Origin of the sequence: Pseudomonas sp. PS02288 (genome assembly GCF_029959715.1) — a bacterium.
GTDB classification, from domain to species: Bacteria; Pseudomonadota; Gammaproteobacteria; order Pseudomonadales; family Pseudomonadaceae; genus Pseudomonas_O; species Pseudomonas_O kuykendallii.
Map to the genome: position 1 here is coordinate 22,919 of NZ_JASCPA010000036.1, position 24,854 is coordinate 47,772.

Consider the following 24,854-nt stretch of genomic DNA (forward strand, 5'->3'; position numbering starts at 1 on the left):
GGATGGGTTAGGCGCAGCGCACGGGTTCACTGGCGCGCAGGGCATCCAGCGCACCGTAACCCATCGAGCAGGCTGCTCAGTTCCCTTCGCCGGCGAGCTTGCGCTGGTACTGGAAGCACCAGCGCGTGTAGAGCAGGGCGGTGCAGAACAGCAGGGCGCTGATCACCGCTTCCAGCCAGCCGTACAGTGCGCGCGCCGGGTCGATGGCGGCGAGTACGCCCTGGATGAAATACAGGTTCACCACGAAGCACAGCCAGGCATGCGCGCGCGGGCTGCCCATCAGCATGCCCGGCGCGAGCAGCGCCAGCGGCACCAGCTGGATCGCCAACACCACGCCGACCCGCGCGCCGTGCAGGTCGGCGAACGCCAGGTTCCAGGTGACGATCAGCACCGCCAGAGCGACGAAGCTGAGCAGGCTGAGGCTGCGCACCAGCTTCATCCGCGGTTGCAGCCATTCCAGCGCCGGCAGCGGCTTTGGCGTCTTGGCCATGTCAGTTCTCCAGGCGCTGGGCGACGCGCGCCAGGCGCTCCCCGAGGGCGCGGCAGAGGGCCGCTTCGTGCTCGTCGAGCGGGCGTTTGCCGTCGACGCCGGCGTGATGGCTGGCGCCGTACGGCGTGCCGCCGCCGCGGGTCTCGACCAGCGCCGCCTCGCTGTAGGGCAGGCCGCAGATCAGCATGCCGTGGTGCAGCAGCGGCAGCATCATCGACAGCAGGGTGGTTTCCTGGCCGCCGTGCAGGCTGGCGGTGGAGGTGAACACCGCCGCCGGCTTGCCCACCAGCTCGCCGGTCAGCCACAGGCCGCTGGTGCCGTCGAGGAAGTATTTGAGCGGCGCGGCCATGTTGCCGAAGCGTGTCGGGCTGCCGAGCACCAGGCCGGCGCAGTGCTTGAGGTCGTCAAGGCTGGCGTAGAGCGCGCCGTCGGCGGGAATCGCCGGGGCCACCGCTTCGCACTCGCTGGAGACCGCCGGCACCGTGCGCAGGCGGGCCTCCATGCCGGCCTGTTCGATGCCGCGGGCGATCAGCCGGGCCATTTCGGCGGTGGCGCCATGGCGGCTGTAGTAGAGGACCAGTACGTAGGGCGCGCTCATGGCAGCAGCTCCAGAACCTTCTCCGGCGGGCGGCCGATCACCGCCTTGTCGCCGACCACCAGGATCGGCCGCTCGATGAGCTTCGGATGGCTGGCCATCGCGTCGATCAGGTGGGCCTCGTCGAGTTGCTCGTCGGCCAGGCCGAGGGTGGCGTATTCGTCTTCGCCACGGCGCAGCAATTGGCGCGCGCCGATGCCGAGCTTGGCCAGCAGCGCCCTTATCTCGGCGGCGTTCAGCGGTGTGTCCAGATAACGCACGACGATCGGCGACAGGCCGCGCGCTTCGAGCAACTCCAGTGCGCCGCGGGATTTCGAGCAGCGGGGATTGTGATAGAGGATCAGATCGGTCATTTGCGGATCGCATCTTGCGTGAGGTGGCGGCTATTCTACCCGCCTCGGCGCCGCTCCGGAGCCTGCGTGGTGTCACCTTCGCAGCGCGGCGGTCCATACACGCCGGCGACTGGCCGGTTCAGAGGAGAAGGGATGCGCACGCGCTTCATCGATACCGTCGACTTCTGGCGTTTCCTGCTGCGCCGCTTTCTGGCCGACCAGGGGCCGAACAACGCCGCGGCGCTGACCTACACCACGCTGTTCGCGGTGGTGCCGATGATGACGGTGACCTTCGCCATGCTCTCGGCGGTGCCGGCGTTTCAGAATATGGGCGAGCTGATCCAGAGCTTCATCTTCCGCAACTTCGTGCCCACCACGGGTAGCGCCATCGAGGAATACCTGCGGATGTTCACGGTCCAGGCGCGCCAGCTGACCTGGGTCGGCATCGCCTTTCTGCTGGTCACCGCGCTGCTGATGCTGCTGACCATCGAGAAGGTCTTCAATACGATCTGGCGGGTCCACCAGACGCGCCGGGGGATCACCAGCTTCCTCATCTACTGGGCAATTCTCAGCCTCGGACCGCTGCTGCTGGGCGCCGGCTTCGCGCTGAGCACCTACATCGCCTCGCTGTCGCTGATCAGCGGGCCACATCCGCTGATCGGCGCCGGCACACTGCTCAAGTACATGCCGCTGCTCCTCAGCGTGGCGGCCTTCACACTGCTCTACGCGGCGGTGCCGAACACCCGCGTACCGCTGGGTCACTCCCTGGTCGGCGGAGTGTTCGCCGCGGTGCTGTTCGAGGCAGCGAAGAAGGCCTTCAGCTTCTACGTCGGCTTCTTCCCCGGCTACCAGCTGATCTACGGTGCGTTCGCCACGGTGCCGCTGTTCCTGCTGTGGATCTACCTGTCCTGGATAATCGTGCTGCTCGGCGCCGAGCTGGTGTGCAACCTGTCGTCGTCGCGCGAATGGCGCAACCGCGAGGTGCCCCGGCTGCTGGCGGTGTTCGGCGCGCTGCGGGTGTTTCACCAGCGCCAGCAGAGCGGGCGCCCGGTGCGTCATGCGGACATGCGCAGCGCCGGCTGGCCGATGCCGGAGGACGAGTGGGTCGAGGTGGTCGAGTTTCTCGAGCGCGAACAACTGGTCTGCCGTACCAGTGGCGGCGCCTGGGTACTGTGCCGCGACCTGAGTCGCTACCCGGTGCACCAGCTGATCCGCCACAGTCCCTGGCCGCTGCCGCGCGTCGAGCAACTGCCGGACAAAGCGGGCGAGCACTGGCTGGCGCCGCTGCGCGACGCGCTGGCGAAACTGCACGAGGAGCAGGTCGAGCTGTTCGGCGACGACCTGGCCGGCTGGCTGCAGCCCGCCGCGCCTCGCGACCGTTGAGCCCGTCGCTCAGCGCAGTTTCAGCGGGTGCCGGCTGACCGTGGTGCTGCCGAGATTGGCCGGTGACAGCTGGATTTCGGTCTGGCTGTGCATGCCGCTCAGCTGCAGCCAGAGCTTCTCGCCCTCGGCAAACGCATCGCGCGCCAGCCACAGCCCATGTTCCCAGCCATTCTCCGAAGCCGTGCTCTGCAGCACTCCGGGGTGCGTCTGCCCGCTGGGCGTGCGGCGCAGCCATACCGGGCGCGGCAGGCCCTGCATCGCATGCAGCCCGAGGTGCAGACCCTCGGCGTTGAGGTGACGCCAGCGCACCATCACCAGGTTCGGCGCGCCGTCGAGCAGCAGCACCAGTTGGCCGACCGGGAACTGGTTGCCGAGTCCGGACGGGCAGAGCAGCCGGGCGCCGCCCGCGCTGCTGTCGACCAGGCGCGCCGCGCATTGCACGGGGCGTTGTTCCAGCAGATGGGCATGGATCGCCTGCAGGCCGATGAGGAGGTTGCAGTCGGCCGCCTGTTCGGTACGCGGGTGGCGGCGCTGCTCCCGACCCAGCCAGTGGTGCTTGACCCGTTCCAGCAGGTGATGCTCCGGGCCGCTGCGCAGCGGGGCGGGGTCGTTCACCGCGATCAGCAGGGCGCCGAGTTCGAGTCGGCGCAGATAGGCGGGATTGCCATTGCCGGGTTGGCCAGGCGCCAGCGAAGGCTGCGCGAGGGTGAGGTCGATGAGCGGAGCTCCGCCGTCGTCGTCCGCCGCCCACGGCATGATCTGCGGCAGCGTGGCGAGCGGCGCCAGCGCACTGAACAGCAGCAGGCATTCTTCCTCGGCGAGGTGGAAGGGGTTGCTCAGCGCCAGCAGCAGAACCTGCTGATAGAGCCCGCCCGGCGTGCTCGCGGGAGTCGGCTGGAAAGCGGCCGCTACCGGCTCGTCGAGGCAGGCCTGCTGCTCGCCGATCCAGTAGAGCAGGTGGCTGTCGCGCCACAGCTCCGGCGCGGGCTCCTGGTAAAGCTGGTAGTGACGCAGCAGGCACTGCGCGGTGAAATACAGCGCCATGTACAGGCACCAGGCGAGGTGCGGACGGGACGGCGAGCGGCCCTGGATGATCTGCAACAGCAGGCGTTTGAAGCCCACCGCCAGCTCCGCGCACAGGCGCAGGAACAGCGGCGGCAGCGGACTCTGGGGGGAAAGGGCCTTGGCGTAGTGACGGAACTCGTCGCTGAAGCTTTGCAGCGCACGCTGCCTTTCAAGTAAGGTCAGGGCGCTGCGATTGAGGCGGAACAGTAGCCTCAGGGTCTCCTGCAGACCGATCTCCAGCGCTTGCTGGCGGGCCTCCAGCAAGCGCCCGTTCAACTCCGCCAGAGGCGCTATCGGTTCACCGTCGATGTCCGCCACACCCAGGTGCAAGGCATCCAGGATCATATCAATCAGCGAGCACGAGGATCGAAAGCATGGGAACGCAACTCCGACGGGTCATGGGGCTGCTGGCGTGCCTGCTGCTCAGTGGCTGTGGCGAGAATCTGGGGCTCGACCAGCATGGGCAGAAGGTAACGGCTGGCAGTCTCGAAGGCCAGTGGTTGGTCATCAACTACTGGGCCGAATGGTGCGGGCCCTGTCGCACCGAGATTCCGCAGCTCAACCAGCTTTCCGAACAGCTCGCGTCCGAGGGGGGCAAGGTCATCGGGGTGAACTTCGATGGCCTGCAGGACGAGGCGCTGAGCAAGGCGGCGAGCGACATGGGCATTCGCTTCGTGGTGCTCGCCCAGGACCCCGCCGAGCGTTTCGCCCTGCCGCGCAGTGAGGCGCTGCCGGCCACCTTCATCGTCGATCCGCAGGGCAAGCTGCGCGAAAGGCTGCTCGGCGAGCAGACCGCGGAAGGCCTGCGCGCGCGTCTCGCGACGCTACGGTCGGATTCCTGAAATGGCCCGTCGCTGCCTGCATGGGCTGATCGCCGGCAAGGTACAGGGCGTCGGTTTTCGCCAGGCCACGCAGGCTCAGGCGCAATGCCTAGGGCTGGCTGGTTGGGTGGCCAATCTGCCGGACGGGCGTGTGGAGACGCTGTTCGAGGGGCAGGACGAAGCGCTGCAGCAACTGGCCGACTGGCTGAAACACGGGCCGGCCGGCGCGCGTGTCGATGCGCTGGCGCTGGACGAGCGTCCGCCGCAGGGGTTGGTCGGTTTCGTCATCCGCCGCTGACGACCGTCCGCGTGTGCGTGTCCCGCGAGGGGCCTGCCGGCGCGTCCTTTCACGGCTTCACGTACCAGATGTCCTGCCAGATCCCGATCACCCGCGCCGGATACCCGTTCTTGCCGAGGCTGCCGTTGTAGCGCGCCAGGGCCCGGCTCAGGTCGCCGTTTTCCTTTTTCAGGTAGTAGCTGAGGATGGTGCAGCCGTAGCGCAGGTTGGTGGCGTTGTCGGTGAGGTTGTCCTGCGGGCGGCCCAGCTCGGCCTTCCAGAAGGGCATCACCTGCATCATGCCCTGGGCGCCCACCGAGGAGATGGCGAAGCGGTCGAAGCGGCTTTCGGCGTGGATCAGCGCCAGCACCAGATCAGGCTTGAGGCCCGCCTTGCTGGCCTCCCGGTGGACCAGGCGCAGCAGCGTCAGGCGATCGTCGGCACGCGGCACGTAGCGCTGCAGGCGCGTCGACATGTCGAGCAGCCAGACCTCGGCGTCGAAACGGTCCTGAAAACTCTCGGATTCGGCCACGGTGCGTTGCAGCAGTGCGCGCAACTCCGGTTCGGGGGCCTGGGGAAGCTGGCTCAGCGCCGAGTGCGCCGCAGGCGTCACCAGCAGCGCGAGCAGGGCGCAGCGCCACCACGACGCCGGGCCCACGGGCTCAGTCCTCGCCCGGATCGGCGGCCAGTCGGCCGGCATCCTTGAGCAGCGCGTGGAGGAATTCCTTCTGCAGCTCCGGATCATTGCGGGTCAGCTCGATCAGGCTCTGCTCCAGTTCGCTGGCTTCTTCTTCCAGGCCGAGTTCGGAAAGACGCTTGACCCGATGCACCCACTGATCGACGTCGTCGCCTTCGAGGTCATCGAAGATCAGCGCGTGGGCTTCGCTGAGCTTGCCCCGCAGGGAGCGGCTGATGCCCAGGCTGGCGGAGGCGCGGGTTCCATCCTGTGGGTCCTCGACGCTGATGCCCAGGGTGGCGATACCGCTCAAATCCTGCTCGGCGAACGGGCCGTCGAGCAGGTTCAGGCGCAACACGCCGGTGCGGTCGGTGAGCAGGTCGAGGTCGTGCGTGCCCGCCTTGACCTGCACCGGGCGCTCCGCCCACGGCAGGCTGGAGTAATCCATGCGCTTGTCGAGTTGGCGCTCGTCGATGCCGGCCAGGTTCTGCTGCGAGCGGCCGTTGGACTGCACGTTCATGAACGGGTTGAGGCCGGCGAAGCCGTAGCTGATCCAGCCCTTGGTGGCGCTGTCCGGCAGGCGCCCGAGTAGAACCACGTTGAGCACGTTGGCGCCGACGCCGGCGACCACCGCGACCGCGCCCAGCGGCACCTCGTAGAGTTCGCGCCAGGCCTGGTAGGGCGTGTAGCGGTCGTAACGACGGGTGACTTCGAACTCGGTCAGCTCGAAGGTTTTCTGCTCGAGAATGCGTACGCGTCGTTGCGGCAGCTCGAGGACGGCGGGTTCGCCGGTCTCGATCTGCAGGCTATGGCTCAGCAGCTTTCGCTCGACCCTTTCCTCGTGTTCGCTGCGCTGCGGCAGATGGTTGGCGCAGCCTGCGAGAAAAAGCGCACCGCCCAGGGCGGCGCCGGCGAGGCGCAATGAACTTGCGTTGAACATGAAGGGCTCTGTGGTCAGCGGCGGATACGGTCGGTGATGAACGACAGGATGTCGGTAACCGCCACGTTCTGGCTCTCGGTTTCGCGACGTCCCTTGTATTCCAGAACGCCTTCGCCGAGGCCGCGATCGCTCACCACGATGCGGTGCGGAATGCCGATCAGCTCCATGTCGGCAAATTTGACGCCCGGACTGGTCTTCTTGTCACGGTCGTCGAGCAGCACTTCGAAGCCGGCAGCGGTCAGCTCGGCGTACAACTGGTCGGTGGCGACCTTGACCGACTCGGTCTCGTACTTCAGCGGGACCAGTGCGATCTGGAACGGCGCCAGGGCGTCGGGCCAGAGGATGCCGCGCTCGTCATGGTTCTGCTCGATGGCGGCTGCCACCACGCGCGATACGCCGATGCCGTAGCAACCCATGGTCAGGGTGACCGGCTTGCCTTGCTCGCCGAGCACGCTCAGGCCCATCGCCTCGCTGTACTTGGTGCCGAGCTGGAAGATGTGACCGACTTCGATACCGCGCTTGATCACCAGCGTACCCTGGCCGTCCGGGCTCGGATCGCCGGCGACGACGTTGCGCAGGTCGGCGACCTCCGGCAGCGGCAGGTCGCGCTCCCAGTTCACCCCGAAGTAGTGCTTGTCCTCGATGTTCGCGCCAGCAGCGAAGTCGCTCATCAAAGCGACCGAGCGATCGACGATGCACGGCAGCGGCATGTTCAGCGGCCCCAGCGAGCCCGGGCCGGCGCCAATGGCGGCGCGGATTTCGGCGTCGCTGGCGAACACCAGCGGCGCGGCCACCAGCGCCTGGTTGGACGCCTTGATCTCGTTCAGTTCGTGGTCGCCGCGGACGATCAGCGCGACCAGCGTGCCTTCCTCGGCGCCCTGCACGACCAGCGTCTTGATGGTCTTCTCGATCGGCAGGCCGAAGCCGTCCACCAGGGCGGCGATGGTCTTGGTTTCCGGCGTGTCGACCAGGCGCAATTCCTCGGCAGGCGCCGGGCGCGCGGTTTCACGCGGGACCGCTTCGGCTTTCTCGATGTTCGCCGCGTAATCCGAGGTGTCGCTGAAGACGATGTCGTCCTCGCCCGAATCGGCGAGCACATGGAATTCGTGGGAGCCGCTGCCGCCGATGGAGCCGTTGTCGGCCTGCACCGGACGGAAATTCAGGCCCAGGCGGGTGAACACCTTGCTGTAGGCGCCGTACATCACGTCATAGGTTTCCTGCAGGGAAGCCTGGGACAGGTGGAAGGAGTAGGCGTCCTTCATGATGAATTCGCGCCCTCGCATCAGGCCGAAGCGCGGGCGGATCTCGTCGCGGAACTTGGTCTGGATCTGGAAGAAGTTGATCGGCAACTGCTTGTAGCTGTTCAGCTCGTTGCGCATCAGATCGGTGATGACTTCTTCATGGGTCGGCCCGACGCAGAATGCGCGATCGTGACGGTCCTTCAGGCGCAGCAGCTCGGGGCCGTACTGTTCCCAGCGGCCGGACTCCTGCCACAGCTCGGCCGGCTGAATGGCGGGCATCAGCACTTCCAGTGCGCCGGCGGCATTCATCTCCTCGCGGACGATGGCCTCGGCCTTGCGCAGCGCACGCAACCCCATCGGCAGCCAGGTGTAGAGGCCGGACGCCAACTTGCGGATCATCCCCGCGCGCAGCAGCAACTGATGGCTGATGACGACGGCGTCGGAGGGCGTTTCTTTGAGGGTCGAGAGCAGGTACTGACTGGTACGCATGTTTGGCCGTTCTGTCGGTTGCTGGGTCGGGAAGTGGCCCGGCATTGTACGGCGGTGACAGGGTGGCGTACAGAATTCACCGGGCAAAGGCGATGGGGAGAGCGGGGCGATGCTGACAGCGGAACAGGTTCAGGTGCTCATTCGCGAAGGCGTGCCGATGGCCGAGGAGATCGATCTGCATGTCGATCGGCTGGATACCGACTGTGCGTTGGCGCGGGTGCCCTTTCACCCGAAGCTGGTGCGGCCCGGCGGCACCCTTTCCGGTCCGACCGTGATGGCTCTTGCCGATGCCGCGATGTACGCCGTGGTGCTCGGTCGTCTGGGGCGCGTGGAGATGGCGGTGACCTCCAATCTGAACATCAATTTTCTCGCCCGCCCGGCGCCGGCGGATCTGCTGGCCGAAGCGACCATCCTGCTGCTGAGCAAACGGCAAGCGGTGTGCGAGGTGCTGCTGTACTCGGCCGGCGCGCGTGAAACCCTTGTCGCACATGTGACGGGAACCTACGCGTTGCCGAGTTGAGGTGGATAGTGGCCCGCCCTGCCGGCAAAGGCCGAATAGAAAAAGCCCGGCAGGAGCCGGGCTTTTTCGTATCGATCATCCGAAGAAGTCCTGGATTACAGGATGCTCAGCGGGTACTCGATGAACAGACGCCATTCGTTCAGATCATCGCCGTAGGCGCGATCGCTGCGATAGATCGAATTACGCGCTTTCAGAGCCAGATCTTTGGCCGGACCGCTTTGAACGGTGTACTTGACCTGGTTGAAGAATTCACGCTCTTTGACGTTGTCTTTGCCATCAACATCTACACCGCCTGAGGTGGTGTCGATATCCCAACCATAGACGTATGCACTTCTCCAGGTCAGACCGGGAACACCATAGGCAGAGAAGTCGAGATCATAAGCGAGCTGCATCGACTTTTCGTCCTTCGCGTTGAAGTCCGAGTAGTAGGAGTTGGCCAGGAAGATCGCGCTACCGCCGTCTCCGTAGTCGTACTTGTAGCCATCATCGCCGGTGTTCTGTTGGTAAGCCAGAGTCAGCGCATGTGCGCCGAAAGCGTAGGTGCCGGCGAGGCTGAAGATAGTGTTGTCGCGGCTTTCACGCACGCCGGGGGTTATTACTACGTCGTCTTCCGTGCGGGTGGTGTAGTTTTCAACAAAACCTTTGTCGTACTTGGTCTTATAGATGTTGAAGTCGAAGGCGAGCGATTGCTCTTCGCTCAGCGGGATCTGGTAGTTAACGTTGGCGTACTTTTTCTTGTACGTGTCTTCAACGTCGGAGGCGTACAGAGCGACGCTCAGTTGGTCGTTGACTTTGTAGCTACCGCCGTAGACGTCGATGCTTTTCAGTGCGCCCGAGTCACTGCTGGAGGACGCCATGGAGCTGTCCTGGGTGAAGCGACCGACGTTCAGCTCGAGACCTTCGATCTCGCTGCTGGTGACCAGCGTGCCGGTGAAGGACTGCGGCAGCAGGCGGGAGTCGTCATACGCCAGGACCGGCAGGCTCGGCATCTGGTTACCGTACTTGATCACGGTATTGGAAAAGCGGGCTTTTACCGCAGCGCCGGCTTGGGCAACGTCATCGGTACGGTGGCCGTTGGATTTCAGTTCGAACATGTCGTCCTGACCGCCATCCAGCTTCAGGCCCAGCAGGCCGAAAGCGTCGACGCCTACACCGACGGTGCCTTGGGTGAAACCGGACTCGAAGGTGCCGATGAAGGCTTGACCCCAGGTTTTGCGGTCATCTGCGCCGTGGTTGTAATCACGGTTCCAATAGGTGTTGCGCAGCAGCAGGTTCAGGCTGCTGTCTTCAACAAAGCCTTTCGACTCGGATTGCTCACTGGCGACAGCCAGTTGAGTGGTGCCCGCTGCGACTGCCAGGGCGATTACGCTCCACTTCATCACTTGCATCGTGATTGCTCCTTTGGTTTAGAAGATTCGCGCAGCCCATTGATGGGTCTGCTCTTTTTCGTTTTTATCGGCGCTAACTTATAGCATGTCAGCTAGGGTTGGCGATAGTTGCAAGCTGTTTCGTATTGAACTTTCCGCCAATGTCGCAAATGACTAAATCCAGTGTCGTTTTTCTGATCGTGGGTGGCTAAGAGGGTTTCCGTTAGCGCCCGCCAGAAAACACTGAGTTCTCGATAGCAACAACCGTGCACAAAATCCAAAAAAAACTGAAAAAAGCCGAACTTTCGCGCTCGCCGATCAGTCTGCACCATTTCACGCTTTTTTCACACTTGCCCGCGGCCACCTGTATGCCAGATCTTGGGGCGTCATTTTTTTGGTCTGCCTCATGCTAGGGCGAGTACCGAGAACGGCGTTATCCTTGGCGCACTGAGGGCGGGCAGTGCTCGCCAGGATAAGAAGGAGGGGCTGATGTTTACGCTGGATCCGCAACTTGAGCACGACACCTTGCCGATTGGCGACTTCCCGTTGTGCAGGCTGCTATTGATCAACGATGCCCAGTATCCCTGGTTCGTCCTTGTTCCGAGGCGTGAAGACGTCAGCGAGGTGTTTCAACTGTCGGAGGCGGATCGGCAGGCGTTGTGGGATGAAACCACCTTTCTTGCCGAGGCCCTGAAGGACACCTTCGCCGCGGACAAGATCAATGTGGCGGCCCTGGGTAACGTGGTCAGTCAATTGCACATGCACGTGATCGCGCGCCGGCGCTCCGATGTCGCCTGGCCTGCCCCGGTTTGGGGTAAGTACCCGCCGAAGCCCTACGAGGCCGCACAGGTCGATACCATCAAAGACAAGCTACGCGTGGTGCTGGCAAGCAGCTTCACGTTCATCGAGGCAGGGGCATGAGTCTGGAGTCGAGGATGGCGGATCTGGAGAGTCGCCAGGCGTTTCAGGACGATGCATTGCAGACGCTCAGCGACGTGGTTGCCGAGCAGCAGCGCCTGATTGATCGATTGCAGATGCAGTTGGCTGCCCTTGCCGGGCGGCAGGAGGAGCTGAGCGGGCAGTTGAGTGGCGAGCAGGACGAGGCGCCGCCGCCTCATTATTGAGGACAGAAAAAAGCCCGCTGATCAGCGGGCTTTTTCATTTCTGCGGGGTATCAGTAGCGACCGGGCAGGGCGGCGATCACGTCTTCCGCCTGGAGCCCCTTGTCGCGCTGCATTACCGAAAACTCCACGCGCTGGCCTTCGATCAACACGCGGTGGCCTTCGCCGCGGATGGCCCGGAAGTGAACGAAGATATCGTCGCCGGTATCGCGAGAAATGAAGCCGAAACCCTTCGAGGTGTTGAACCACTTGACCGTGCCGGTCTCGCGGTTGCCCAGGTCGGCACCGCCGCTTGACGCATAGGGCTCGGAGCCGCGCCGCGGCAGGTTGATGGCCAGGTGCAATGCGGCGGCTACGACGACCACGATGAGGCTGAGGAAGATGGCCGGTTTGCCACCGATCAGCGGCAGGGGCGCCAGCAGTACCAGCGTTTGCACGATCACCGCGATGACCAGCAGGACGGATACCAGGCTTTGCAGTTGAGGATGGGCATCCTTGCCGAGCGGGGCGATCGGGGCCATCAGCAGGTTGATGAGGCCGAACATGGCCAGGTAGAGCGCATCGGGTTGTTGCAGATAGGGAAACGCTTCGGCGCTCAGGCTAGGTACAAAGGACAGCAGCAGGGCAGCAGCGCCCGCCAGTAGATGGACGATTCTCAGCATGTTGAAGTGGCTCACTATATAGATGTCACGAGGAGGAGCTGAGTCGGAATGCCTGTAGGGAAAGGCGAATGCTCTTCGTCAGCCTATGCCGCGCTTGTCACCTTTCGCGGCACGCTGCGTATTTAACAGCAAAGAAAGGACGCGCTCAAATCAGGCATCCAGCGCGGCGTATGCACGTCGTGCGTCGGGCTTGATGAAAGGGGCGGTCATGCCGGCGGCTTGGAGCGCGGGCTTCGAGAAGGCTGGCCGGTGCGTTTTGGTGCGATGTGGGAGCGAGAGCCTGCGGGCGCAGGCTCTCGGGGTGGGGCTCAGGCTGCCAGCAGGCTGCGCAGCATCCATGCGGTTTTTTCGTGAACCTGCATGCGCTGGGTGAGGAGGTCGGCGGTCGGCTCGTCGCTGACCTTGTCCAGCAGCGGGAAGATGCCACGCGCGGTGCGGACCACCGCTTCCTGGCCCTGCACCAGCAGCTTGATCATTTCTTCCGCGCTCGGAACGCCGCTTTCCTCCTTGATCGAGGAGAGGCTGGCATAGGCGGCGTAGGTGCCAGGAGCCGGGAAGCCCAAGGCGCGAATACGCTCGGCAATCAGGTCCACGGCCAGAGCCAGTTCGGTGTACTGGCCTTCGAACATCAGGTGCAGCGTGTTGAACATCGGGCCGGTGACGTTCCAGTGGAAGTTGTGGGTCTTCAGGTACAGGGTGTAGGTATCCGCAAGCAGTCGCGAAAGACCTTCGGCGATGGCGGCGCGGTCCTGTTCTGCGATGCCGATGTTGATTTCCATGTCTTCTCCTTGTCGGTGGTTGAAAGCGGTAGTGGAGCCTAGCATAGAGCGGCTGCGCGCCGTCTCGTCCGGCTCGCCGGGGCGATTCGATGGTGCGTCGATCATGCCGACAGGTGATTGCGCTGGATCATGCGGCAGGGGCTGCGCAACGACCGGTTGTGGCCGGGCGACGGCTGCGTCGTGTCGATTAACCAGATATAATCCCGCGCTTTGTCGCCGCTCACCGCTTCATTTGCGCGCCGTCGGGTTTGCCCCGCGCGGGCGACTCGATCGAAGAGCGTGCTCCCGGATTCGCGCAGCCGTCGGCCGATCAGGCGCCTGTTTCAGCGCCGTACCGCTCCTTCCGCGCGACCCCACGAATCAAGACTCAAGAGAAGAAACCGGATCATGATGCGCAGCCACTATTGCGGCCAACTTAACGAAAGCCTGGAAGGTCAGGAAATCTCTCTGTGCGGCTGGGTTCACCGTCGCCGCGACCATGGCGGGGTCATCTTCCTCGATATCCGCGATCGCGAAGGGCTGGCCCAGGTGGTCTTCGATCCGGATCGTGCCGAGACCTTCGCACTCGCCGACCGCGTGCGCAGCGAATACGTGGTCAGGATCACCGGCAAGGTTCGCCTGCGTCCGGCCGGTGCCGGCAACGCCAACATGGCTTCGGGCGCCATCGAAGTACTGGGCTACTCGCTCGAAGTGCTGAACGAGGCGGAAACCCCGCCGTTCCCGCTCAACGAATACAGCGATGTCGGCGAGGAAACCCGTCTGCGCTATCGCTTCATCGACCTGCGTCGCCCGGAGATGGCCGCCAAGCTGCGCCTGCGTTCGAGCATCACCTCGAGCATCCGTCGCTACCTCGACGAGAACGGCTTCCTCGACGTCGAGACGCCGATCCTCGGTCGTCCGACTCCCGAGGGCGCGCGCGACTACCTGGTGCCGAGCCGCACCTATCCGGGCCATTTCTTCGCGCTGCCGCAGTCGCCGCAGCTGTTCAAGCAGCTGCTGATGGTGGCCGGCTTCGACCGTTACTACCAGATCGCCAAATGCTTCCGTGACGAAGACCTGCGGGCCGACCGCCAGCCGGAATTCACCCAGATCGACATCGAGACCAGCTTCCTCGGCGAAGACGAAATCATCGGCCTGACCGAGAAGATGATTCGTCAGCTGTTCAAGGAAGTCCTCGACCTCGAGTTCGGCGAGTTCCCGCACATGACCTTCGCCGAGGCCATGCGCCGCTACGGCTCCGACAAGCCTGACCTGCGCATTCCGATGGAGCTGGTGGACGTCGCCGATCAGCTCAAGGATGTCGAATTCAAGGTCTTCAGCGGTCCGGCCAACGATCCCAAGGCGCGCGTCGCCGCCTTGCGCGTGCCGGGCGGGGCAAGCATGCCGCGCAGCCGTATCGACGAATACACCAAGTTCGTCGGCATCTACGGCGCCAAGGGCCTGGCCTACATCAAGGTCAACGAGCGCGCCAAGGGCGTCGAAGGTTTGCAGTCGCCGATCGTCAAGAACATCCCCGAGGCCAACCTCAACACCATCCTCGACCGCGTTGGCGCGGTGGACGGCGACATCGTGTTCTTCGGTGCCGACCGCGCCAAGGTGGTGAGCGAGGCGCTCGGTGCGCTGCGCATCAAGCTCGGCCATGACCTGAACCTGCTGACCTGCGAGTGGGCGCCGATGTGGGTCGTCGATTTCCCGATGTTCGAGGAAAACGACGACGGTTCGCTGTCCGCGCTGCACCACCCGTTCACCTCGCCCAAATGCACGCCGGAAGAGCTCGAAGCCAATCCGGCCGCTGCGCTGTCGCGCGCTTACGACATGGTGCTCAACGGCACCGAGCTGGGCGGCGGTTCAATCCGTATCCACAACAAAGCGATGCAGCAGGCGGTGTTCCGCGTGCTCGGCATCGACGAGGCGGAGCAGGACGAGAAGTTCGGCTTCCTTCTCGATGCGCTGAAGTTCGGCGCGCCGCCGCACGGTGGCCTGGCCTTCGGTCTGGATCGCCTGGTGATGCTGATGACCGGCGCCCAGTCGATCCGCGAAGTGATCGCCTTCCCGAAAACCCAGAGCGCGGCGGACGTCATGACCCAGGCGCCGGGTGCGGTGGATTCGCGGGCGCTGCGCGACCTGCACATTCGTCTGCGCGAACAGCCCAAGGCCGAGTGATCGGCACCGGGAGCGTGCCGGCCGCGGCCGGCGCCCTCGTAACACAGTGAACGAGTAGAAGGACGGAGTGAGTTATGGCTGGTCATTCCAAATGGGCCAACATCAAGCATCGCAAGGGTCGTCAGGACGCCAAGCGCGGCAAGATCTTCACCAAACTGATTCGCGAGCTCACGGTGGCCGCGTCCCAGGGCGGCGGCGTGCCGGCGGATAACCCGCGGCTGCGGCTGGCGGTGGACAAGGCGCTCACCGCCAACATGACGCGTGACACCATCGACCGGGCGATCGCCCGTGGCGTCGGTTCCGACGACGCCGGCAAGGTCGAGGAGCTGACCTACGAAGGCTACGCGCCGAGCGGCGTGGCGATCATCGTCGAGGCGATGACCGACAACCGCAACCGTACCGCCGCCGAAGTGCGCCATGCGTTCAGCAAGTGCGGCGGCAACCTCGGCACCGACGGCTCGGTGGCCTACCTGTTCGAGCGCAAGGGGCAGATCAGCTTCGCGCCGGGCGTGGCCGAAGACGCGCTGATGGAAGCGGCGCTGGAAGCCGGCGCGGACGACGTGGTCGGCAACGAGGACGGTTCCTTCGACGTCTTCACCAGCTTCGCCGATTTCATTTCGGTCAACGAGGCGCTGAGTGCCGCCGGTTTCAAGGGCGAGGAAGCCGAGGTGACGATGATTCCGTCGACCACCGCGTCGCTCGACCTGGAAACCGCACAGAAGGTGCTCAAGCTGATCGACATGCTCGAGGACCTGGATGACGTGCAGAACGTCTACTCCAACGCCGACATCTCCGAAGAAATCATGGAGCAGCTCGGCTGAATCCAGGCCGGGTGACAAGAAGCCGGAACGCGTTCGCGCGCTTCCGGCTTTTTGTTGGTGGCGCGGTGACGCAGGCGTCGCCCGGCCCTATACTCGCGGCCTGGATAAATAGACAGTGGATGGCGTTGCGGGTGAACAAGGTATGACGCTGATCCTCGGTATCGACCCCGGCTCGCGTATCACCGGCTACGGCGTGGTGCGCGACACCGGGCGTGGCTGCGAGTACGTGGCTTCCGGCTGCATACGCACCGGCAGCGGCGAAATGCCGGAGCGTCTGCAGGCGGTGTACCGTGGCGTACGCGAGGTGATCCGCCTGCACGGGCCGATGACCATGGGCATCGAACAGGTGTTCATGGCGCGCAATCCGGATTCGGCGTTGAAACTCGGCCAGGCGCGCGGCGCGGCAATCGTCGCGGCGGCGGAGGAAGGCCTGGTGATCGCCGAGTACACCGCGACCCAGGTCAAGCAGGCCATCGCCGGCACCGGCGGCGCCGACAAACAGCAGGTTATGATGATGGTCATGCACCTGCTCAAGCTGGTGCAGAAGCCGCAGATCGACGCCTCCGACGCCCTCGCCATCGCGCTCTGCCATGCGCACCACCGGCAGAGCCTGATTCCCCACGGCCTGGCCAGCGCCAAGCGGCGCGGCGGTCGGCTTCGTTTGTAAGATTATTTGAGGAAGCATTCGTGATCGGACGTTTGCGTGGCACCCTGTTGGAAAAGCAGCCGCCGCACCTGGTCGTCGACGTAGGGGGGGTTGGCTATGAGCTGGAAGTACCGATGACCACGCTGTACCGCCTGCCGTCGCTGAACGAAACGGTGACCCTGCACACCCATCTGGTGGTTCGCGAGGACGCTCACCTGCTCTATGGCTTCTACGAGAAGCGCGAGCGCGAGCTGTTCCGCGAGCTGATCCGGCTCAATGGCGTCGGCCCGAAACTGGCACTGGCGCTGATGTCCGGGATGGAGGTCGACGAGCTGGTGCGCTGCGTCCAGGCGGGCGATACCTCGACCCTGGTGAAGATTCCCGGCGTCGGTAAGAAGACGGCGGAGCGCTTGCTGGTGGAACTCAAGGATCGCTTCAAGGCCTGGGAGAGCCTGCCTTCCATCGCCACGCTGGTGGTTGAACCTCGCCCCGGTATGGCAGTCTCAAGCGCCGAGAATGATGCGTTGAGCGCCCTGGTTTCCCTGGGTTTCAAACCGCAGGAGGCCAGTCGGGCAGTCGCCGCGATTCAGGAGAAAGGCTTGAGCAGTGAAGAATTGATCCGTCGCGCGCTGAAGGGAATGGTCTGAGGTGATAGAAGCCGATCGCCTTGTCACCGCCAGCAGCCGCGAACGCGACGAACAGCTGGATCGCGCGATCCGGCCGCTGCGTCTGGCCGAGTACATCGGCCAGCCGAGTGTGCGTGAACAGATGGAGCTGTTCATCCAGGCCGCGAAGGGCCGCCAGGAGGCGCTCGACCACACGCTGATCTTCGGTCCGCCCGGCTTGGGTAAGACCACCCTGGCCAACATCATCGCCCAGGAAATGGGCGTGGCGATCAAGAGCACCTCCGGTCCCGTGCTCGAGCGTCCGGGCGACCTGGCCGCGCTGCTGACCAATCTGGAGCCGGGCGACGTGCTCTTCGTCGACGAGATCCACCGCCTGTCCCCGATCGTCGAGGAAGTGCTCTATCCGGCGATGGAGGACTTCCAGCTCGACATCATGATCGGCGAAGGCCCGGCCGCGCGCTCGATCAAGCTGGACCTGCCGCCCTTCACCCTGGTCGGCGCCACCACCCGCGCCGGCATGCTGACCAACCCGCTGCGCGACCGTTTCGGCATCGTGCAGCGGCTGGAGTTCTACAACACCGCCGACCTCACCACCATCGTCAGCCGCTCCGCGGAAATTCTCGGCCTGCCAACGGAAGTCGAGGGCGCCTACGAGATCGCCCGCCGCGCGCGCGGTACGCCGCGTATCGCCAACCGCCTGTTGCGCCGCGTCCGGGATTTCGCCGAAGTGCGCGGCACCGGCCACATCAGCCGTGATATCGCGGACAAGGCGCTGAACCTGCTGGACGTCGACGAGCATGGTTTCGACCACCAGGACCGCCGCCTGCTGCTGACCATGATCGACAAGTTCGACGGCGGGCCGGTGGGCATCGACAGCCTGGCCGCCGCGATCAGCGAGGAACGTCACACCATCGAGGACGTGCTCGAGCCGTTCCTGATCCAGCAGGGTTACATCATGCGAACGCCCCGCGGCCGCGTGGTCACCCGTCATGCCTACCTGCATTTTGGCCTCAACGTGCCGAAGCGTCTGGGCGAGGCGCCGGTCGCCGATCTGTTCGAAGGTGCCGGCGAATGACCATCGCGGCAAAAAAATACTTGGCATTGCCGATTGGCAACCACGCAGGCGCGCACTAGAGTATGCCCGCGCAAAACGCAGTACCGCCTTTCGCCCATCGCTGTCGCGTCTACTACGAAGACACCGATGCCGGGGGCATCGTCTACTACGTCAATTACCTCAAGTTCATGGAGCGGGCTCGCACCGAACGGCTAAGAGCGCTGGGTTTCTCCCAGTCCGAGCTGGTCGGCGAGAATCTGCTATTCGTCGTGCATTCGACGCAGGCCCGCTACCTGGCACCGGCACGGCTCGACGACGAACTCGAAGTGACTGCGCATGTCGTGGAATTGAACAGGGCCAGCCTGCGCTTCATGCAACAGGTGCGGCGGGCCTCGGATAACGCGCTGCTCTGCGAAGGGCAGTTTCTGGTGGCCTGTGTGCGCGCCGACAGTTTGAAACCCCGTGGCATTCCGCAAGCGCTGCGCGCAGCCTTCGCCGATGACCCGTCGTCCCTTTCAGGAGAGTAAGCGTGGAAGCCAACGCAGTTGACCATATGTCCATGTGGAGTCTGATCAGCAACGCCAGCGTGGTTGTACAGCTGGTCATGCTGGTCCTGGTGGCCGCCTCGATCACGTCGTGGATCATGATCTTCCAGCGCGCCACCATGCAGCGCGCCGCGAAGAAGTCCCTCGATACCTTCGAGGAGCGCTTCTGGTCGGGCATCGACCTGTCCAAGCTGTATCGCCAGGCGGGCAGTAATCCCGATCCGGATTCGGGCGTCGAGCAGATATTCCGCGCCGGCTTCAAGGAATTCTCCCGCCTCCGCCAGCAGGCCGGCGTAGACCCGGACGCGGTCATGGACGGCGTCGCCCGTGCCATGCGCGTGGCCATCGCGCGTGAAGAAGAGAAGCTCGAGCAGAGCCTGCCGTTCCTCGCCACCGTCGGCTCCACCAGTCCGTACGTCGGCCTGTTCGGCACCGTCTGGGGCATCATGAACTCCTTCCGCGGCCTGGCGCAGGTGCAGCAGGCCACGCTGGCCACTGTCGCCCCGGGCATCGCCGAGGCGCTGATCGCCACGGCGATCGGCCTGTTCGCGGCCATCCCGGCGGTGGTCGCCTACAACCGCTTCTCCTCGCGCGGCGAAATGCTGATCGCCCGCTACTACACCTTCGCCGACGAATTCCAGGCGATCCTGCACCGCAAGGTCCACACCAGCGAGGAGTGAGGCGAGAACGCCCCGCTCAGCAGGTTTTCCATTCGAACAGGTTCTAAGTCATGGCGAGAATTCGCAACAGACGCAAGCCGGTCGCCGAGATGAACGTGGTGCCCTACATCGACGTGATGCTGGTGCTGCTGGTGATCTTCATGGTGACCGCGCCGATGCTCAACCAGGGCGTCAAGGTCGATCTGCCCAAGGTCAGCAGCGAAGCGCTGCCGCAGGACAACGACTCCCAGGTGCTGACCATTTCCATCAAGGCCGACAAGACCTACTACTGGAACATCGGTAGCGAAGTGGACACCGAGACGCAGCAGGCCAAGGCCTCGACCCTGCCGGAGATGACCCGCGCAGTCACCGCGATCATGAGCGAGAACAGCCGTCAGGGTAAGAAAGTGCAGGTCTTCGTGCGTGGCGACAAAGCCGTCGACTACGGCGCGGTGATGGCCGCCATGGGAGGCCTGCAGACCGCCGGCGTGGGTAATGTCGGGCTGATCACCGAGGCGCCTTGATGTTCCAGCGTGAGCGGTCCCCTTCGGAAAGCTATTTCTGGCCGAGCAACCTGGCTCTGGCGCTGCACATCCTGCTGTTCGGCACGATGTTCATCAGCTTTGCCTACACGCCCGAGTTGCCGCCCTCCAAGCCGATCGTCCAGGCCACCCTGTATCAGCTCAAATCCCAGAGCCGCGCGACCACCCAGACCAACCAGAAGATCGCCGGCGAAGCGAAGAAGACGGCGGCAAAGCAATACGAGACCGAGCAGCTCGAACAAAGGAAGATCGAGCAGCAGAAGCAAGAGGCCGTGAAGGCCGCGGAACAAAAGAAAGCCGACGAAGCTCGAAAGGCCGACGAAGCGGAAAAGGCGGCGGAAGCCGAGAAGGCCGCCGCGGCGAAAAAAGCCGAAGCCGCCAAGGCCGAAGAGGCCAAGAAAGCCGAGCAGGCCGACATCGCGAAGAAAAAGGCCGAGGAAGAGGCGAAGAAGCAGGCCGAAGCCGACGCCAAGAAGAAAGAAGAAGACGCCAAGAAGAAGGCGGCCGACGACGCGAAGAAGAAAGCCGCCGAGGAGGCCCGCAAGAAAGCCGTCGAGGATGCCAAGAAGAAAGCCGCTGCCGATTCCGCGAAGAAGAAGGCCGCCGCCGAAGCTGCGAAGAAGGCCGCCGCGGACAAGAAAGCCCAGGCCCTGGCCGAGCTGCTTTCCGATGACACCGAACGTCAGGAAGCACTGGCCGACGAAGTGGGCGATCAGACTAGCGGAAACTTCGATGACCTTATCCGGATTCGCGCCGCCGAGGGTTGGAGTCGTCCGCCGTCGGCGCGCAACAACATGACGGTGGTGCTGCAGATCGCCATGTTGCCCGATGGCACCGTGACCAGCGTCAGCGTGGCCAAGTCCAGTGGCGATGGTCCATTCGACGCCTCGGCGGTCGCCGCGGTGAAGAACATTGGCCGACTTACAGAGATGCAGGGCCTGAAGCCCGCCGACTTCCAGCCGTACCGCTCATTCAAGATGACATTCACACCTGAGGATTTAGCGTTGTGACCAAGTTTCTTCGAGGTTTACTGGTAATCGTCTTCTGTGCGGCCGGTGCTGCGATGGCACAGGAAAAGAACATCCTGGTGACCACCGGCGCCGATCGGGCAATCCCGATCGCCGTGGTTCCCTTCGGCTGGCAGAGCGGCAGCGTGCTGCCCGACGACATGGCCGAGATCATCGGCAACGACCTGCGCAACTCCGGCGTCTTCGAGCCCATCCCGCGGCAGAACATGATCAGCCTTCCGTCGCAGGCCAGTGAAATCATCTTCCGTGACTGGAAGGCCATCGGCGCGCAGTACGTGCTGGTCGGCAACATCGTTCCCGCCGGCGGCCGCCTGCAGGTGCAGTTCTCGCTGTTCAACGTGGCCACCGAGCAGCAGGTCGCGACCGGCAGCGTTGGCGGCGGCGTAGACCAGTTGCGCGACATGGCTCACCACATATCCGATCAGTCGTTCGAGAAACTCACCGGCATCAAGGGTGCGTTCTCCACCCGCATGCTCTACGTCACCGCCGAGCGCATGGGCGCGGGCGCCACCAGCACCCGCTACACGCTGCAGCGTTCCGATTACGACGGCGCCCGCGCAGTCACCCTGCTGCAGTCGCGCGAGCCGATCCTCTCGCCGCGCTTCGCGCCGGACGGCCGTCGCATCGCCTACGTGTCCTTCGAGCAACGTCGTCCGCGGATCTTCCTGCAGTACATCGATACCGGTCGCCGTGAGCAGCTGACCAACTTCGAGGGGCTCAACGGCGCTCCGGCATTCTCGCCCGACGGCAATCGCCTGGCCTTCGTTCTGTCCAAGGATGGCAACCCGGAAATCTACGTGATGGACCTCGGTAGCCGGCAGATCACCCGTGTGACCAACTCCAACAGCATCGATACCGAGCCTTTCTGGGGCGCCGACGGTCGCACGCTGTACTTCACTTCGGATCGCGCGGGCAAACCGCAGATCTACAAACAAAGCATCGGTGGCGGTGCGGCGGAGCGAGTTACCTTTACCGGTAACTACAACGCCAACCCGAAACTTTCCGCCGATGAAAAAACTTTGGTGATGATCCACCGTCAGGATGGCTTCACCAACTTCAAAGTCGCTGCGCAGGATCTCCAGCGCGGCAGCTTGCGCGTCCTTTCCGATACCAACCTGGATGAGTCTCCCACTGTTGCGCCGAATGGCACCATGCTAATCTACGCCACCCGCCAGCAGGGCCGGGGAGTCTTGATGCTCGTATCTATAAACGGTCGAGTTAGGCTCCCACTTCCTACCGCTCAAGGCGAAGTCCGAGAGCCATCCTGGTCCCCCTACCTGAACTGATGCGGCGTCGATATACCTACAACTTTGAAACACACACTGGGGTCATTAGGAGTTACATCATGGAAATGCTGAAATTTGGGAAATTTGCTGCTCTGGCTCTGGCCATGGCCGTTGCTGTTGGTTGCTCCTCGAAAGGCGGCGATGCTGCTGGCGAAGGCGCTGCTGTCGATCCGAACGCTGGCTACGGCGCAAACAGCGGTGCCGTTGACGGCAGCCTGAGCGACGAAGCCGCTCTGCGCGCCATCACCACCTTCTACTTCGAGTACGACAGCTCCGACCTGAAACCGGAAGCCATGCGCGCTCTGGACGTTCACGCCAAGGACCTGAAAGCCAACGGCGCTCGCGTCGTTCTGGAAGGCCACACCGACGAGCGCGGTACCCGTGAGTACAACATGGCTCTGGGCGAGCGTCGCGCCAATGCCGTTCAGCGCTACCTGGTACTGCAAGGCGTTTCCCCGGCTCAGCTGGAACTGGTTTCCTACGGCGAAGAGCGTCCGGTTGCCACTGGCAACGACGAGCAGTCCTGGGCCCAGAACCGTCGCGTCGAACTGCGTAAGTAATTCGATATGCGCAAGTGCTCTCGTGCTCTGATCCTGTTGGCCGTCGGTTTGCCGTTCGCGGCAATGGCCCAGGTCCCCGTAGAAGATGGCGATGCCGGTTATAACAGCGGCAGCAGTTCGTATCCTCCGTCGGGTTACGGCACGAGTGGCGCCTATGCCGCCGGGGGCGTGGCTTCGGCTCCGACCTCGGCGCAGGGCGAAATGTTTATGCAGTTGCAGCAGATACAACGGGATATCGCGCAGTTGCGCGGTACTCTCGAGGAACAGCAGAATGAGATCCAGCGCCTGAAGCAGGAGGGTCTCGAACGCTATCAGGACCTCGATCGTCGTTTGGCCGGCGCAGCCAGCGCATCGACCACCCAGAATTCAGCCGCTGGCGCGATAGACGCCAGCGGTGCCCCGTCCGCCCCCGCAGGTGCGCCTGCCGCGGCAGCCAATTCGGAACCGGGCGATCCGGCGAAGGAAAAGGTGTACTACGACGCCGCCTTCGATCTGATCAAGGCCAAGGATTTCGAGAAGGCCAGTCAGGCGTTCAACGCCTTTCTGCGCAAGTATCCCAACAGCCAGTACGCCGGCAATGCGCAGTATTGGCTGGGTGAGGTGAATCTCGCCAAAGGTGACCTGCAGGGCGCCGGTCAGGCATTCGCCAAGGTCAGCGCGACCTACCCGAATCATCCCAAGGTGCCGGACTCCCTATACAAGCTCGCCGATGTCGAGCGTCGGCTGGGTAATACGGACAAGGCGCGGACGGCGTTGCAGCAGGTTATCGCCCAGTATCCTGGCAGTTCCGCCGCGCAATTGGCCCAGCGGGATCTGCAGACCCTGCGTTGAGGCGTTCTCGCTTCCCTGAATCCCGCGCCCGGCGCGGGATTTTCTTTTCTGCCATCGAGGTATTTCGATGAGTGACAAGAAGGCGGTCATCCTGCTGTCCGGTGGTCTCGATTCGGCCACGGTGGTCGCGATGGCGCGTGAGCAGGGCTACGCCTGCTACACCATGAGTTTCGACTACGGGCAGCGTCACCGCGCCGAGCTGGCCGCTGCGGGGCGCGTGGCGAAGCAGGCGGGCGTGGTCGAGCACAAGGTCATCGGGCTGGACCTCAGCGGCATGGGTGGCTCCGCGCTGACCGATACGTCCATCGCGGTGCCGGAGGAACCTGGCGAGGGAATCCCGGTGACCTACGTGCCGGCGCGAAACATGCTGTTTCTATCCCTCGCCGTGGGTTGGGCGGAGGTTGTCGGTGCGCGCGATATCTTCATCGGCGTGAATGCGGTGGACTACTCCGGTTATCCGGATTGCCGGCCCGAGTTCATCGTGGCTTTCGGACGTGTTGCCAACCTGGCGACCCGGGCCGGAATCGAGGGTTTCGATTTCCGTATCCAGACGCCGTTGCAGTACCTGAGCAAGGCTCAGATCATCGCGGCGGGCGTGGCGCTGGGCGTCGACTACGGGCTGACGGTGTCCTGCTACCAGGCCGATGACGACGGGCGCGCGTGCGGCCGGTGCGACAGCTGCCGACTGCGGGCGTCGGGCTTTTCGGCGGCGGGGGTTGCCGATCCGACTCGCTATTATTGAAGTTTTTTCGCGCAGGTGTTGATTTGTCGAGATAAATCAGTATCATGCGCTCCGCGTCGGGTCGTTAGCTCAGTTGGTAGAGCAGTTGGCTTTTAACCAATTGGTCGTAGGTTCGAATCCTACACGACCCACCACTCCCTCCTCGCAGCACCCCTCCCGTATTCATATAGAGCCGCTTGCCAGCATCGTTGGCGGGTATAATCGGCGCACTGAAAGCATATTCAGAGCCTGATGACATGACTCAGATTTCCGAACGCCTGTTGGTTCAGGCTCACCTAGACGCCAAGCAGCCGGTGCCCCTGACCGATGAGCAGGAAGCCTTCTATCGTAGCGAAATCGCTGCCGAGCTGAAGAAGCAGAATGCCGTTCTGGTCGCTCACTATTACTGCGATCCGGTCATCCAGGCGCTCGCCGAGGAAACCGGCGGTTGCGTGTCCGACTCCCTGGAAATGGCCCGCTTCGGTAACCAGCATCCGGCCACCACCGTGGTGGTGGCCGGGGTCAAGTTCATGGGCGAGACCGCGAAGATTCTCAACCCGGAAAAACGCGTGCGGATGCCGACGCTCCAGGCGACCTGTTCGCTGGACCTGGGT

The 24,854-nt window shown here is 63.8% G+C and carries 30 protein-coding genes and 1 tRNA gene; 21 read left to right on the forward strand and 10 right to left on the reverse strand.

What is annotated here, in order from left to right; genetic code table 11:
* Nucleotides 1-76 precede the first annotated feature (76 nt).
* From QMX85_RS14810 to arsC, 3 genes are read right to left on the reverse strand one after another with little or no spacing between them, the layout of a single operon-like run.
* Complete coding sequence (locus QMX85_RS14810; RefSeq protein WP_090228115.1) at nucleotides 77-490, reverse strand: DUF2069 domain-containing protein; 414 nt, start codon at nucleotides 488-490, stop codon at nucleotides 77-79.
* Between the two features lies 1 nt (nucleotide 491).
* Nucleotides 492-1,088 carry an NAD(P)H:quinone oxidoreductase gene (wrbA, locus tag QMX85_RS14815; protein ID WP_273229417.1) on the reverse strand — a complete coding sequence of 199 codons (597 nt, stop codon included), beginning with the start codon at nucleotides 1,086-1,088 and terminating at the stop codon, nucleotides 492-494.
* Nucleotides 1,085-1,438 (reverse strand): arsenate reductase (glutaredoxin), encoded by a 354-nt coding sequence (gene arsC / locus QMX85_RS14820; protein ID WP_282342078.1) that lies wholly within the window; start codon nucleotides 1,436-1,438, stop codon nucleotides 1,085-1,087. Before arsC ends, wrbA begins: the two co-directional genes overlap by 4 nt.
* A gap of 132 nt (nucleotides 1,439-1,570) precedes the next feature.
* Here arsC and QMX85_RS14825 point away from each other — a divergent pair, with 132 nt between their 5' ends.
* Nucleotides 1,571-2,800 (forward strand): virulence factor BrkB family protein, encoded by a 1,230-nt coding sequence (locus tag QMX85_RS14825; protein ID WP_282342079.1) that lies wholly within the window; start codon nucleotides 1,571-1,573, stop codon nucleotides 2,798-2,800.
* Nucleotides 2,801-2,809: 9 nt separating this feature from the next.
* Here QMX85_RS14825 and QMX85_RS14830 read toward each other — a convergent pair whose 3' ends face one another.
* Entirely contained in the window at nucleotides 2,810-4,210 is a 1,401-nt protein-coding gene (locus tag QMX85_RS14830) for a PilZ domain-containing protein (protein ID WP_282342081.1), read from the reverse strand.
* A 29-nt stretch (nucleotides 4,211-4,239) separates the two neighbouring features.
* Here QMX85_RS14830 and QMX85_RS14835 point away from each other — a divergent pair, with 29 nt between their 5' ends.
* Both QMX85_RS14835 and QMX85_RS14840 read left to right on the forward strand, forming a co-directional pair.
* Nucleotides 4,240-4,707 (forward strand): TlpA disulfide reductase family protein, encoded by a 468-nt coding sequence (locus QMX85_RS14835; RefSeq protein WP_282342083.1) that lies wholly within the window; start codon nucleotides 4,240-4,242, stop codon nucleotides 4,705-4,707.
* Between the two features lies 1 nt (nucleotide 4,708).
* Nucleotides 4,709-4,984: an acylphosphatase gene (locus tag QMX85_RS14840; RefSeq protein WP_282342085.1), complete on the forward strand. Its 276-nt coding sequence runs from the start codon at nucleotides 4,709-4,711 to the stop codon at nucleotides 4,982-4,984.
* A gap of 49 nt (nucleotides 4,985-5,033) precedes the next feature.
* Here the strand turns inward: QMX85_RS14840 and QMX85_RS14845 are convergent, their stop codons facing one another.
* From QMX85_RS14845 to QMX85_RS14855, 3 genes are read right to left on the reverse strand one after another with little or no spacing between them, the layout of a single operon-like run.
* Nucleotides 5,034-5,621, reverse strand: coding sequence for a lytic transglycosylase domain-containing protein (locus QMX85_RS14845; protein ID WP_282342086.1), 588 nt, complete (start codon nucleotides 5,619-5,621; stop codon nucleotides 5,034-5,036).
* 4 nt (nucleotides 5,622-5,625) lie between these two features.
* Nucleotides 5,626-6,579 (reverse strand): hypothetical protein, encoded by a 954-nt coding sequence (locus tag QMX85_RS14850; protein WP_090228094.1) that lies wholly within the window; start codon nucleotides 6,577-6,579, stop codon nucleotides 5,626-5,628.
* 14 nt (nucleotides 6,580-6,593) lie between these two features.
* Nucleotides 6,594-8,309, reverse strand: a complete 1,716-nt coding sequence (locus tag QMX85_RS14855; RefSeq protein ID WP_282342089.1) for a proline--tRNA ligase — start codon at nucleotides 8,307-8,309, stop codon at nucleotides 6,594-6,596.
* A gap of 112 nt (nucleotides 8,310-8,421) precedes the next feature.
* On the opposite strand from QMX85_RS14855, the gene QMX85_RS14860 reads away from it, so the two are divergent.
* Complete coding sequence (locus QMX85_RS14860) at nucleotides 8,422-8,829, forward strand: PaaI family thioesterase (protein ID WP_282342115.1); 408 nt, start codon at nucleotides 8,422-8,424, stop codon at nucleotides 8,827-8,829.
* Nucleotides 8,830-8,924: 95 nt separating this feature from the next.
* Here the strand turns inward: QMX85_RS14860 and QMX85_RS14865 are convergent, their stop codons facing one another.
* Nucleotides 8,925-10,217 (reverse strand): OprD family outer membrane porin, encoded by a 1,293-nt coding sequence (locus tag QMX85_RS14865; RefSeq protein ID WP_282342090.1) that lies wholly within the window; start codon nucleotides 10,215-10,217, stop codon nucleotides 8,925-8,927.
* A 468-nt stretch (nucleotides 10,218-10,685) separates the two neighbouring features.
* On the opposite strand from QMX85_RS14865, the gene QMX85_RS14870 reads away from it, so the two are divergent.
* Together QMX85_RS14870 and QMX85_RS14875 are read left to right on the forward strand one after the other, a co-directional pair.
* Nucleotides 10,686-11,117 carry an HIT domain-containing protein gene (locus QMX85_RS14870; RefSeq protein WP_282342092.1) on the forward strand — a complete coding sequence of 144 codons (432 nt, stop codon included), beginning with the start codon at nucleotides 10,686-10,688 and terminating at the stop codon, nucleotides 11,115-11,117.
* Nucleotides 11,114-11,320: a SlyX family protein gene (locus QMX85_RS14875; protein WP_282342094.1), complete on the forward strand. Its 207-nt coding sequence runs from the start codon at nucleotides 11,114-11,116 to the stop codon at nucleotides 11,318-11,320. Before QMX85_RS14870 ends, QMX85_RS14875 begins: the two co-directional genes overlap by 4 nt.
* Before the next feature lie 50 nt (nucleotides 11,321-11,370).
* Here QMX85_RS14875 and QMX85_RS14880 read toward each other — a convergent pair whose 3' ends face one another.
* A complete protein-coding gene (locus QMX85_RS14880) occupies nucleotides 11,371-11,979 on the reverse strand; it encodes a cold-shock protein (protein WP_282342096.1) in 609 nt (202 codons plus the stop codon).
* Between the two features lie 308 nt (nucleotides 11,980-12,287).
* Nucleotides 12,288-12,758, reverse strand: coding sequence for a Dps family protein (locus QMX85_RS14885; RefSeq protein ID WP_090228079.1), 471 nt, complete (start codon nucleotides 12,756-12,758; stop codon nucleotides 12,288-12,290).
* A gap of 387 nt (nucleotides 12,759-13,145) precedes the next feature.
* Between QMX85_RS14885 and aspS the strand changes: the two genes are divergently transcribed.
* The 15 genes from aspS to nadA all read left to right on the forward strand — a co-directional run.
* Nucleotides 13,146-14,921 carry an aspartate--tRNA ligase gene (gene aspS, locus QMX85_RS14890; protein ID WP_090228077.1) on the forward strand — a complete coding sequence of 592 codons (1,776 nt, stop codon included), beginning with the start codon at nucleotides 13,146-13,148 and terminating at the stop codon, nucleotides 14,919-14,921.
* 74 nt (nucleotides 14,922-14,995) lie between these two features.
* Complete coding sequence (locus QMX85_RS14895; protein ID WP_090228074.1) at nucleotides 14,996-15,742, forward strand: YebC/PmpR family DNA-binding transcriptional regulator; 747 nt, start codon at nucleotides 14,996-14,998, stop codon at nucleotides 15,740-15,742.
* A 142-nt stretch (nucleotides 15,743-15,884) separates the two neighbouring features.
* Nucleotides 15,885-16,409 (forward strand): crossover junction endodeoxyribonuclease RuvC, encoded by a 525-nt coding sequence (gene ruvC, locus QMX85_RS14900; RefSeq protein WP_273229437.1) that lies wholly within the window; start codon nucleotides 15,885-15,887, stop codon nucleotides 16,407-16,409.
* Nucleotides 16,410-16,429: 20 nt separating this feature from the next.
* On the forward strand, nucleotides 16,430-17,035 hold the full coding sequence (gene ruvA / locus QMX85_RS14905) for a Holliday junction branch migration protein RuvA (RefSeq protein WP_090228070.1): 606 nt from the start codon (nucleotides 16,430-16,432) through the stop codon (nucleotides 17,033-17,035).
* A gap of 1 nt (nucleotide 17,036) precedes the next feature.
* Nucleotides 17,037-18,089 (forward strand): Holliday junction branch migration DNA helicase RuvB, encoded by a 1,053-nt coding sequence (gene ruvB / locus QMX85_RS14910; RefSeq protein WP_090228068.1) that lies wholly within the window; start codon nucleotides 17,037-17,039, stop codon nucleotides 18,087-18,089.
* 62 nt (nucleotides 18,090-18,151) lie between these two features.
* Nucleotides 18,152-18,595, forward strand: a complete 444-nt coding sequence (gene ybgC, locus QMX85_RS14915; protein WP_273229440.1) for a tol-pal system-associated acyl-CoA thioesterase — start codon at nucleotides 18,152-18,154, stop codon at nucleotides 18,593-18,595.
* 2 nt (nucleotides 18,596-18,597) lie between these two features.
* Nucleotides 18,598-19,293 (forward strand): protein TolQ, encoded by a 696-nt coding sequence (tolQ, locus tag QMX85_RS14920; protein ID WP_090228063.1) that lies wholly within the window; start codon nucleotides 18,598-18,600, stop codon nucleotides 19,291-19,293.
* A gap of 50 nt (nucleotides 19,294-19,343) precedes the next feature.
* On the forward strand, nucleotides 19,344-19,796 hold the full coding sequence (tolR, locus tag QMX85_RS14925) for a protein TolR (RefSeq protein ID WP_090228062.1): 453 nt from the start codon (nucleotides 19,344-19,346) through the stop codon (nucleotides 19,794-19,796).
* Nucleotides 19,796-20,824 (forward strand): cell envelope integrity protein TolA, encoded by a 1,029-nt coding sequence (tolA, locus tag QMX85_RS14930; RefSeq protein ID WP_282342106.1) that lies wholly within the window; start codon nucleotides 19,796-19,798, stop codon nucleotides 20,822-20,824. Before tolR ends, tolA begins: the two co-directional genes overlap by 1 nt.
* Before the next feature lie 53 nt (nucleotides 20,825-20,877).
* The gene (gene tolB / locus QMX85_RS14935; protein ID WP_217632887.1) at nucleotides 20,878-22,128 is read left to right on the forward strand and encodes a Tol-Pal system beta propeller repeat protein TolB; all 1,251 of its coding nucleotides are present in this window, start codon (nucleotides 20,878-20,880) and stop codon (nucleotides 22,126-22,128) included.
* A 59-nt stretch (nucleotides 22,129-22,187) separates the two neighbouring features.
* Entirely contained in the window at nucleotides 22,188-22,688 is a 501-nt protein-coding gene (gene pal, locus QMX85_RS14940; RefSeq protein ID WP_090228054.1) for a peptidoglycan-associated lipoprotein Pal, read from the forward strand.
* Between the two features lie 6 nt (nucleotides 22,689-22,694).
* Entirely contained in the window at nucleotides 22,695-23,519 is an 825-nt protein-coding gene (ybgF, locus tag QMX85_RS14945) for a tol-pal system protein YbgF (protein ID WP_282342109.1), read from the forward strand.
* Between the two features lie 67 nt (nucleotides 23,520-23,586).
* On the forward strand, nucleotides 23,587-24,261 hold the full coding sequence (queC, locus tag QMX85_RS14950) for a 7-cyano-7-deazaguanine synthase QueC (RefSeq protein ID WP_282342111.1): 675 nt from the start codon (nucleotides 23,587-23,589) through the stop codon (nucleotides 24,259-24,261).
* A 58-nt stretch (nucleotides 24,262-24,319) separates the two neighbouring features.
* Nucleotides 24,320-24,395: transfer RNA gene (locus tag QMX85_RS14955), tRNA-Lys, on the forward strand.
* A 102-nt stretch (nucleotides 24,396-24,497) separates the two neighbouring features.
* On the forward strand, nucleotides 24,498-24,854 hold a 357-nt coding region (gene nadA / locus QMX85_RS14960), incomplete at its 3' end, for a quinolinate synthase NadA (RefSeq protein ID WP_282342113.1).

What these genes read in the sequence shown, in the direction of transcription:
- ybgF (WP_282342109.1), top strand. Translation starts at nt 22,695, where the DNA reads ATGCGCAAGTGCTCTCGTGCTCTGATCCTGTTGGCCGTCGGTTTGCCG.
- QMX85_RS14825 (WP_282342079.1), top strand. Translation starts at nt 1,571, where the DNA reads ATGCGCACGCGCTTCATCGATACCGTCGACTTCTGGCGTTTCCTGCTG.
- QMX85_RS14850 (WP_090228094.1), bottom strand. Translation starts at nt 6,579, where the DNA reads ATGTTCAACGCAAGTTCATTGCGCCTCGCCGGCGCCGCCCTGGGCGGT.
- tolR (WP_090228062.1), top strand. Translation starts at nt 19,344, where the DNA reads ATGGCGAGAATTCGCAACAGACGCAAGCCGGTCGCCGAGATGAACGTG.
- queC (WP_282342111.1), top strand. Translation starts at nt 23,587, where the DNA reads ATGAGTGACAAGAAGGCGGTCATCCTGCTGTCCGGTGGTCTCGATTCG.
- QMX85_RS14855 (WP_282342089.1), bottom strand. Translation starts at nt 8,309, where the DNA reads ATGCGTACCAGTCAGTACCTGCTCTCGACCCTCAAAGAAACGCCCTCC.
- wrbA (WP_273229417.1), bottom strand. Translation starts at nt 1,088, where the DNA reads ATGAGCGCGCCCTACGTACTGGTCCTCTACTACAGCCGCCATGGCGCC.
- ruvC (WP_273229437.1), top strand. Translation starts at nt 15,885, where the DNA reads ATGACGCTGATCCTCGGTATCGACCCCGGCTCGCGTATCACCGGCTAC.
- QMX85_RS14895 (WP_090228074.1), top strand. Translation starts at nt 14,996, where the DNA reads ATGGCTGGTCATTCCAAATGGGCCAACATCAAGCATCGCAAGGGTCGT.
- QMX85_RS14865 (WP_282342090.1), bottom strand. Translation starts at nt 10,217, where the DNA reads ATGCAAGTGATGAAGTGGAGCGTAATCGCCCTGGCAGTCGCAGCGGGC.
- QMX85_RS14880 (WP_282342096.1), bottom strand. Translation starts at nt 11,979, where the DNA reads ATGCTGAGAATCGTCCATCTACTGGCGGGCGCTGCTGCCCTGCTGCTG.
- QMX85_RS14835 (WP_282342083.1), top strand. Translation starts at nt 4,240, where the DNA reads ATGGGAACGCAACTCCGACGGGTCATGGGGCTGCTGGCGTGCCTGCTG.
- pal (WP_090228054.1), top strand. Translation starts at nt 22,188, where the DNA reads ATGGAAATGCTGAAATTTGGGAAATTTGCTGCTCTGGCTCTGGCCATG.
- QMX85_RS14870 (WP_282342092.1), top strand. Translation starts at nt 10,686, where the DNA reads ATGTTTACGCTGGATCCGCAACTTGAGCACGACACCTTGCCGATTGGC.
- tolB (WP_217632887.1), top strand. Translation starts at nt 20,878, where the DNA reads ATGGCACAGGAAAAGAACATCCTGGTGACCACCGGCGCCGATCGGGCA.
- tolA (WP_282342106.1), top strand. Translation starts at nt 19,796, where the DNA reads ATGTTCCAGCGTGAGCGGTCCCCTTCGGAAAGCTATTTCTGGCCGAGC.
- QMX85_RS14830 (WP_282342081.1), bottom strand. Translation starts at nt 4,210, where the DNA reads ATGATCCTGGATGCCTTGCACCTGGGTGTGGCGGACATCGACGGTGAA.
- QMX85_RS14885 (WP_090228079.1), bottom strand. Translation starts at nt 12,758, where the DNA reads ATGGAAATCAACATCGGCATCGCAGAACAGGACCGCGCCGCCATCGCC.
- aspS (WP_090228077.1), top strand. Translation starts at nt 13,146, where the DNA reads ATGATGCGCAGCCACTATTGCGGCCAACTTAACGAAAGCCTGGAAGGT.
- QMX85_RS14810 (WP_090228115.1), bottom strand. Translation starts at nt 490, where the DNA reads ATGGCCAAGACGCCAAAGCCGCTGCCGGCGCTGGAATGGCTGCAACCG.
- arsC (WP_282342078.1), bottom strand. Translation starts at nt 1,438, where the DNA reads ATGACCGATCTGATCCTCTATCACAATCCCCGCTGCTCGAAATCCCGC.
- QMX85_RS14840 (WP_282342085.1), top strand. Translation starts at nt 4,709, where the DNA reads ATGGCCCGTCGCTGCCTGCATGGGCTGATCGCCGGCAAGGTACAGGGC.
- ybgC (WP_273229440.1), top strand. Translation starts at nt 18,152, where the DNA reads ATGCCCGCGCAAAACGCAGTACCGCCTTTCGCCCATCGCTGTCGCGTC.
- QMX85_RS14875 (WP_282342094.1), top strand. Translation starts at nt 11,114, where the DNA reads ATGAGTCTGGAGTCGAGGATGGCGGATCTGGAGAGTCGCCAGGCGTTT.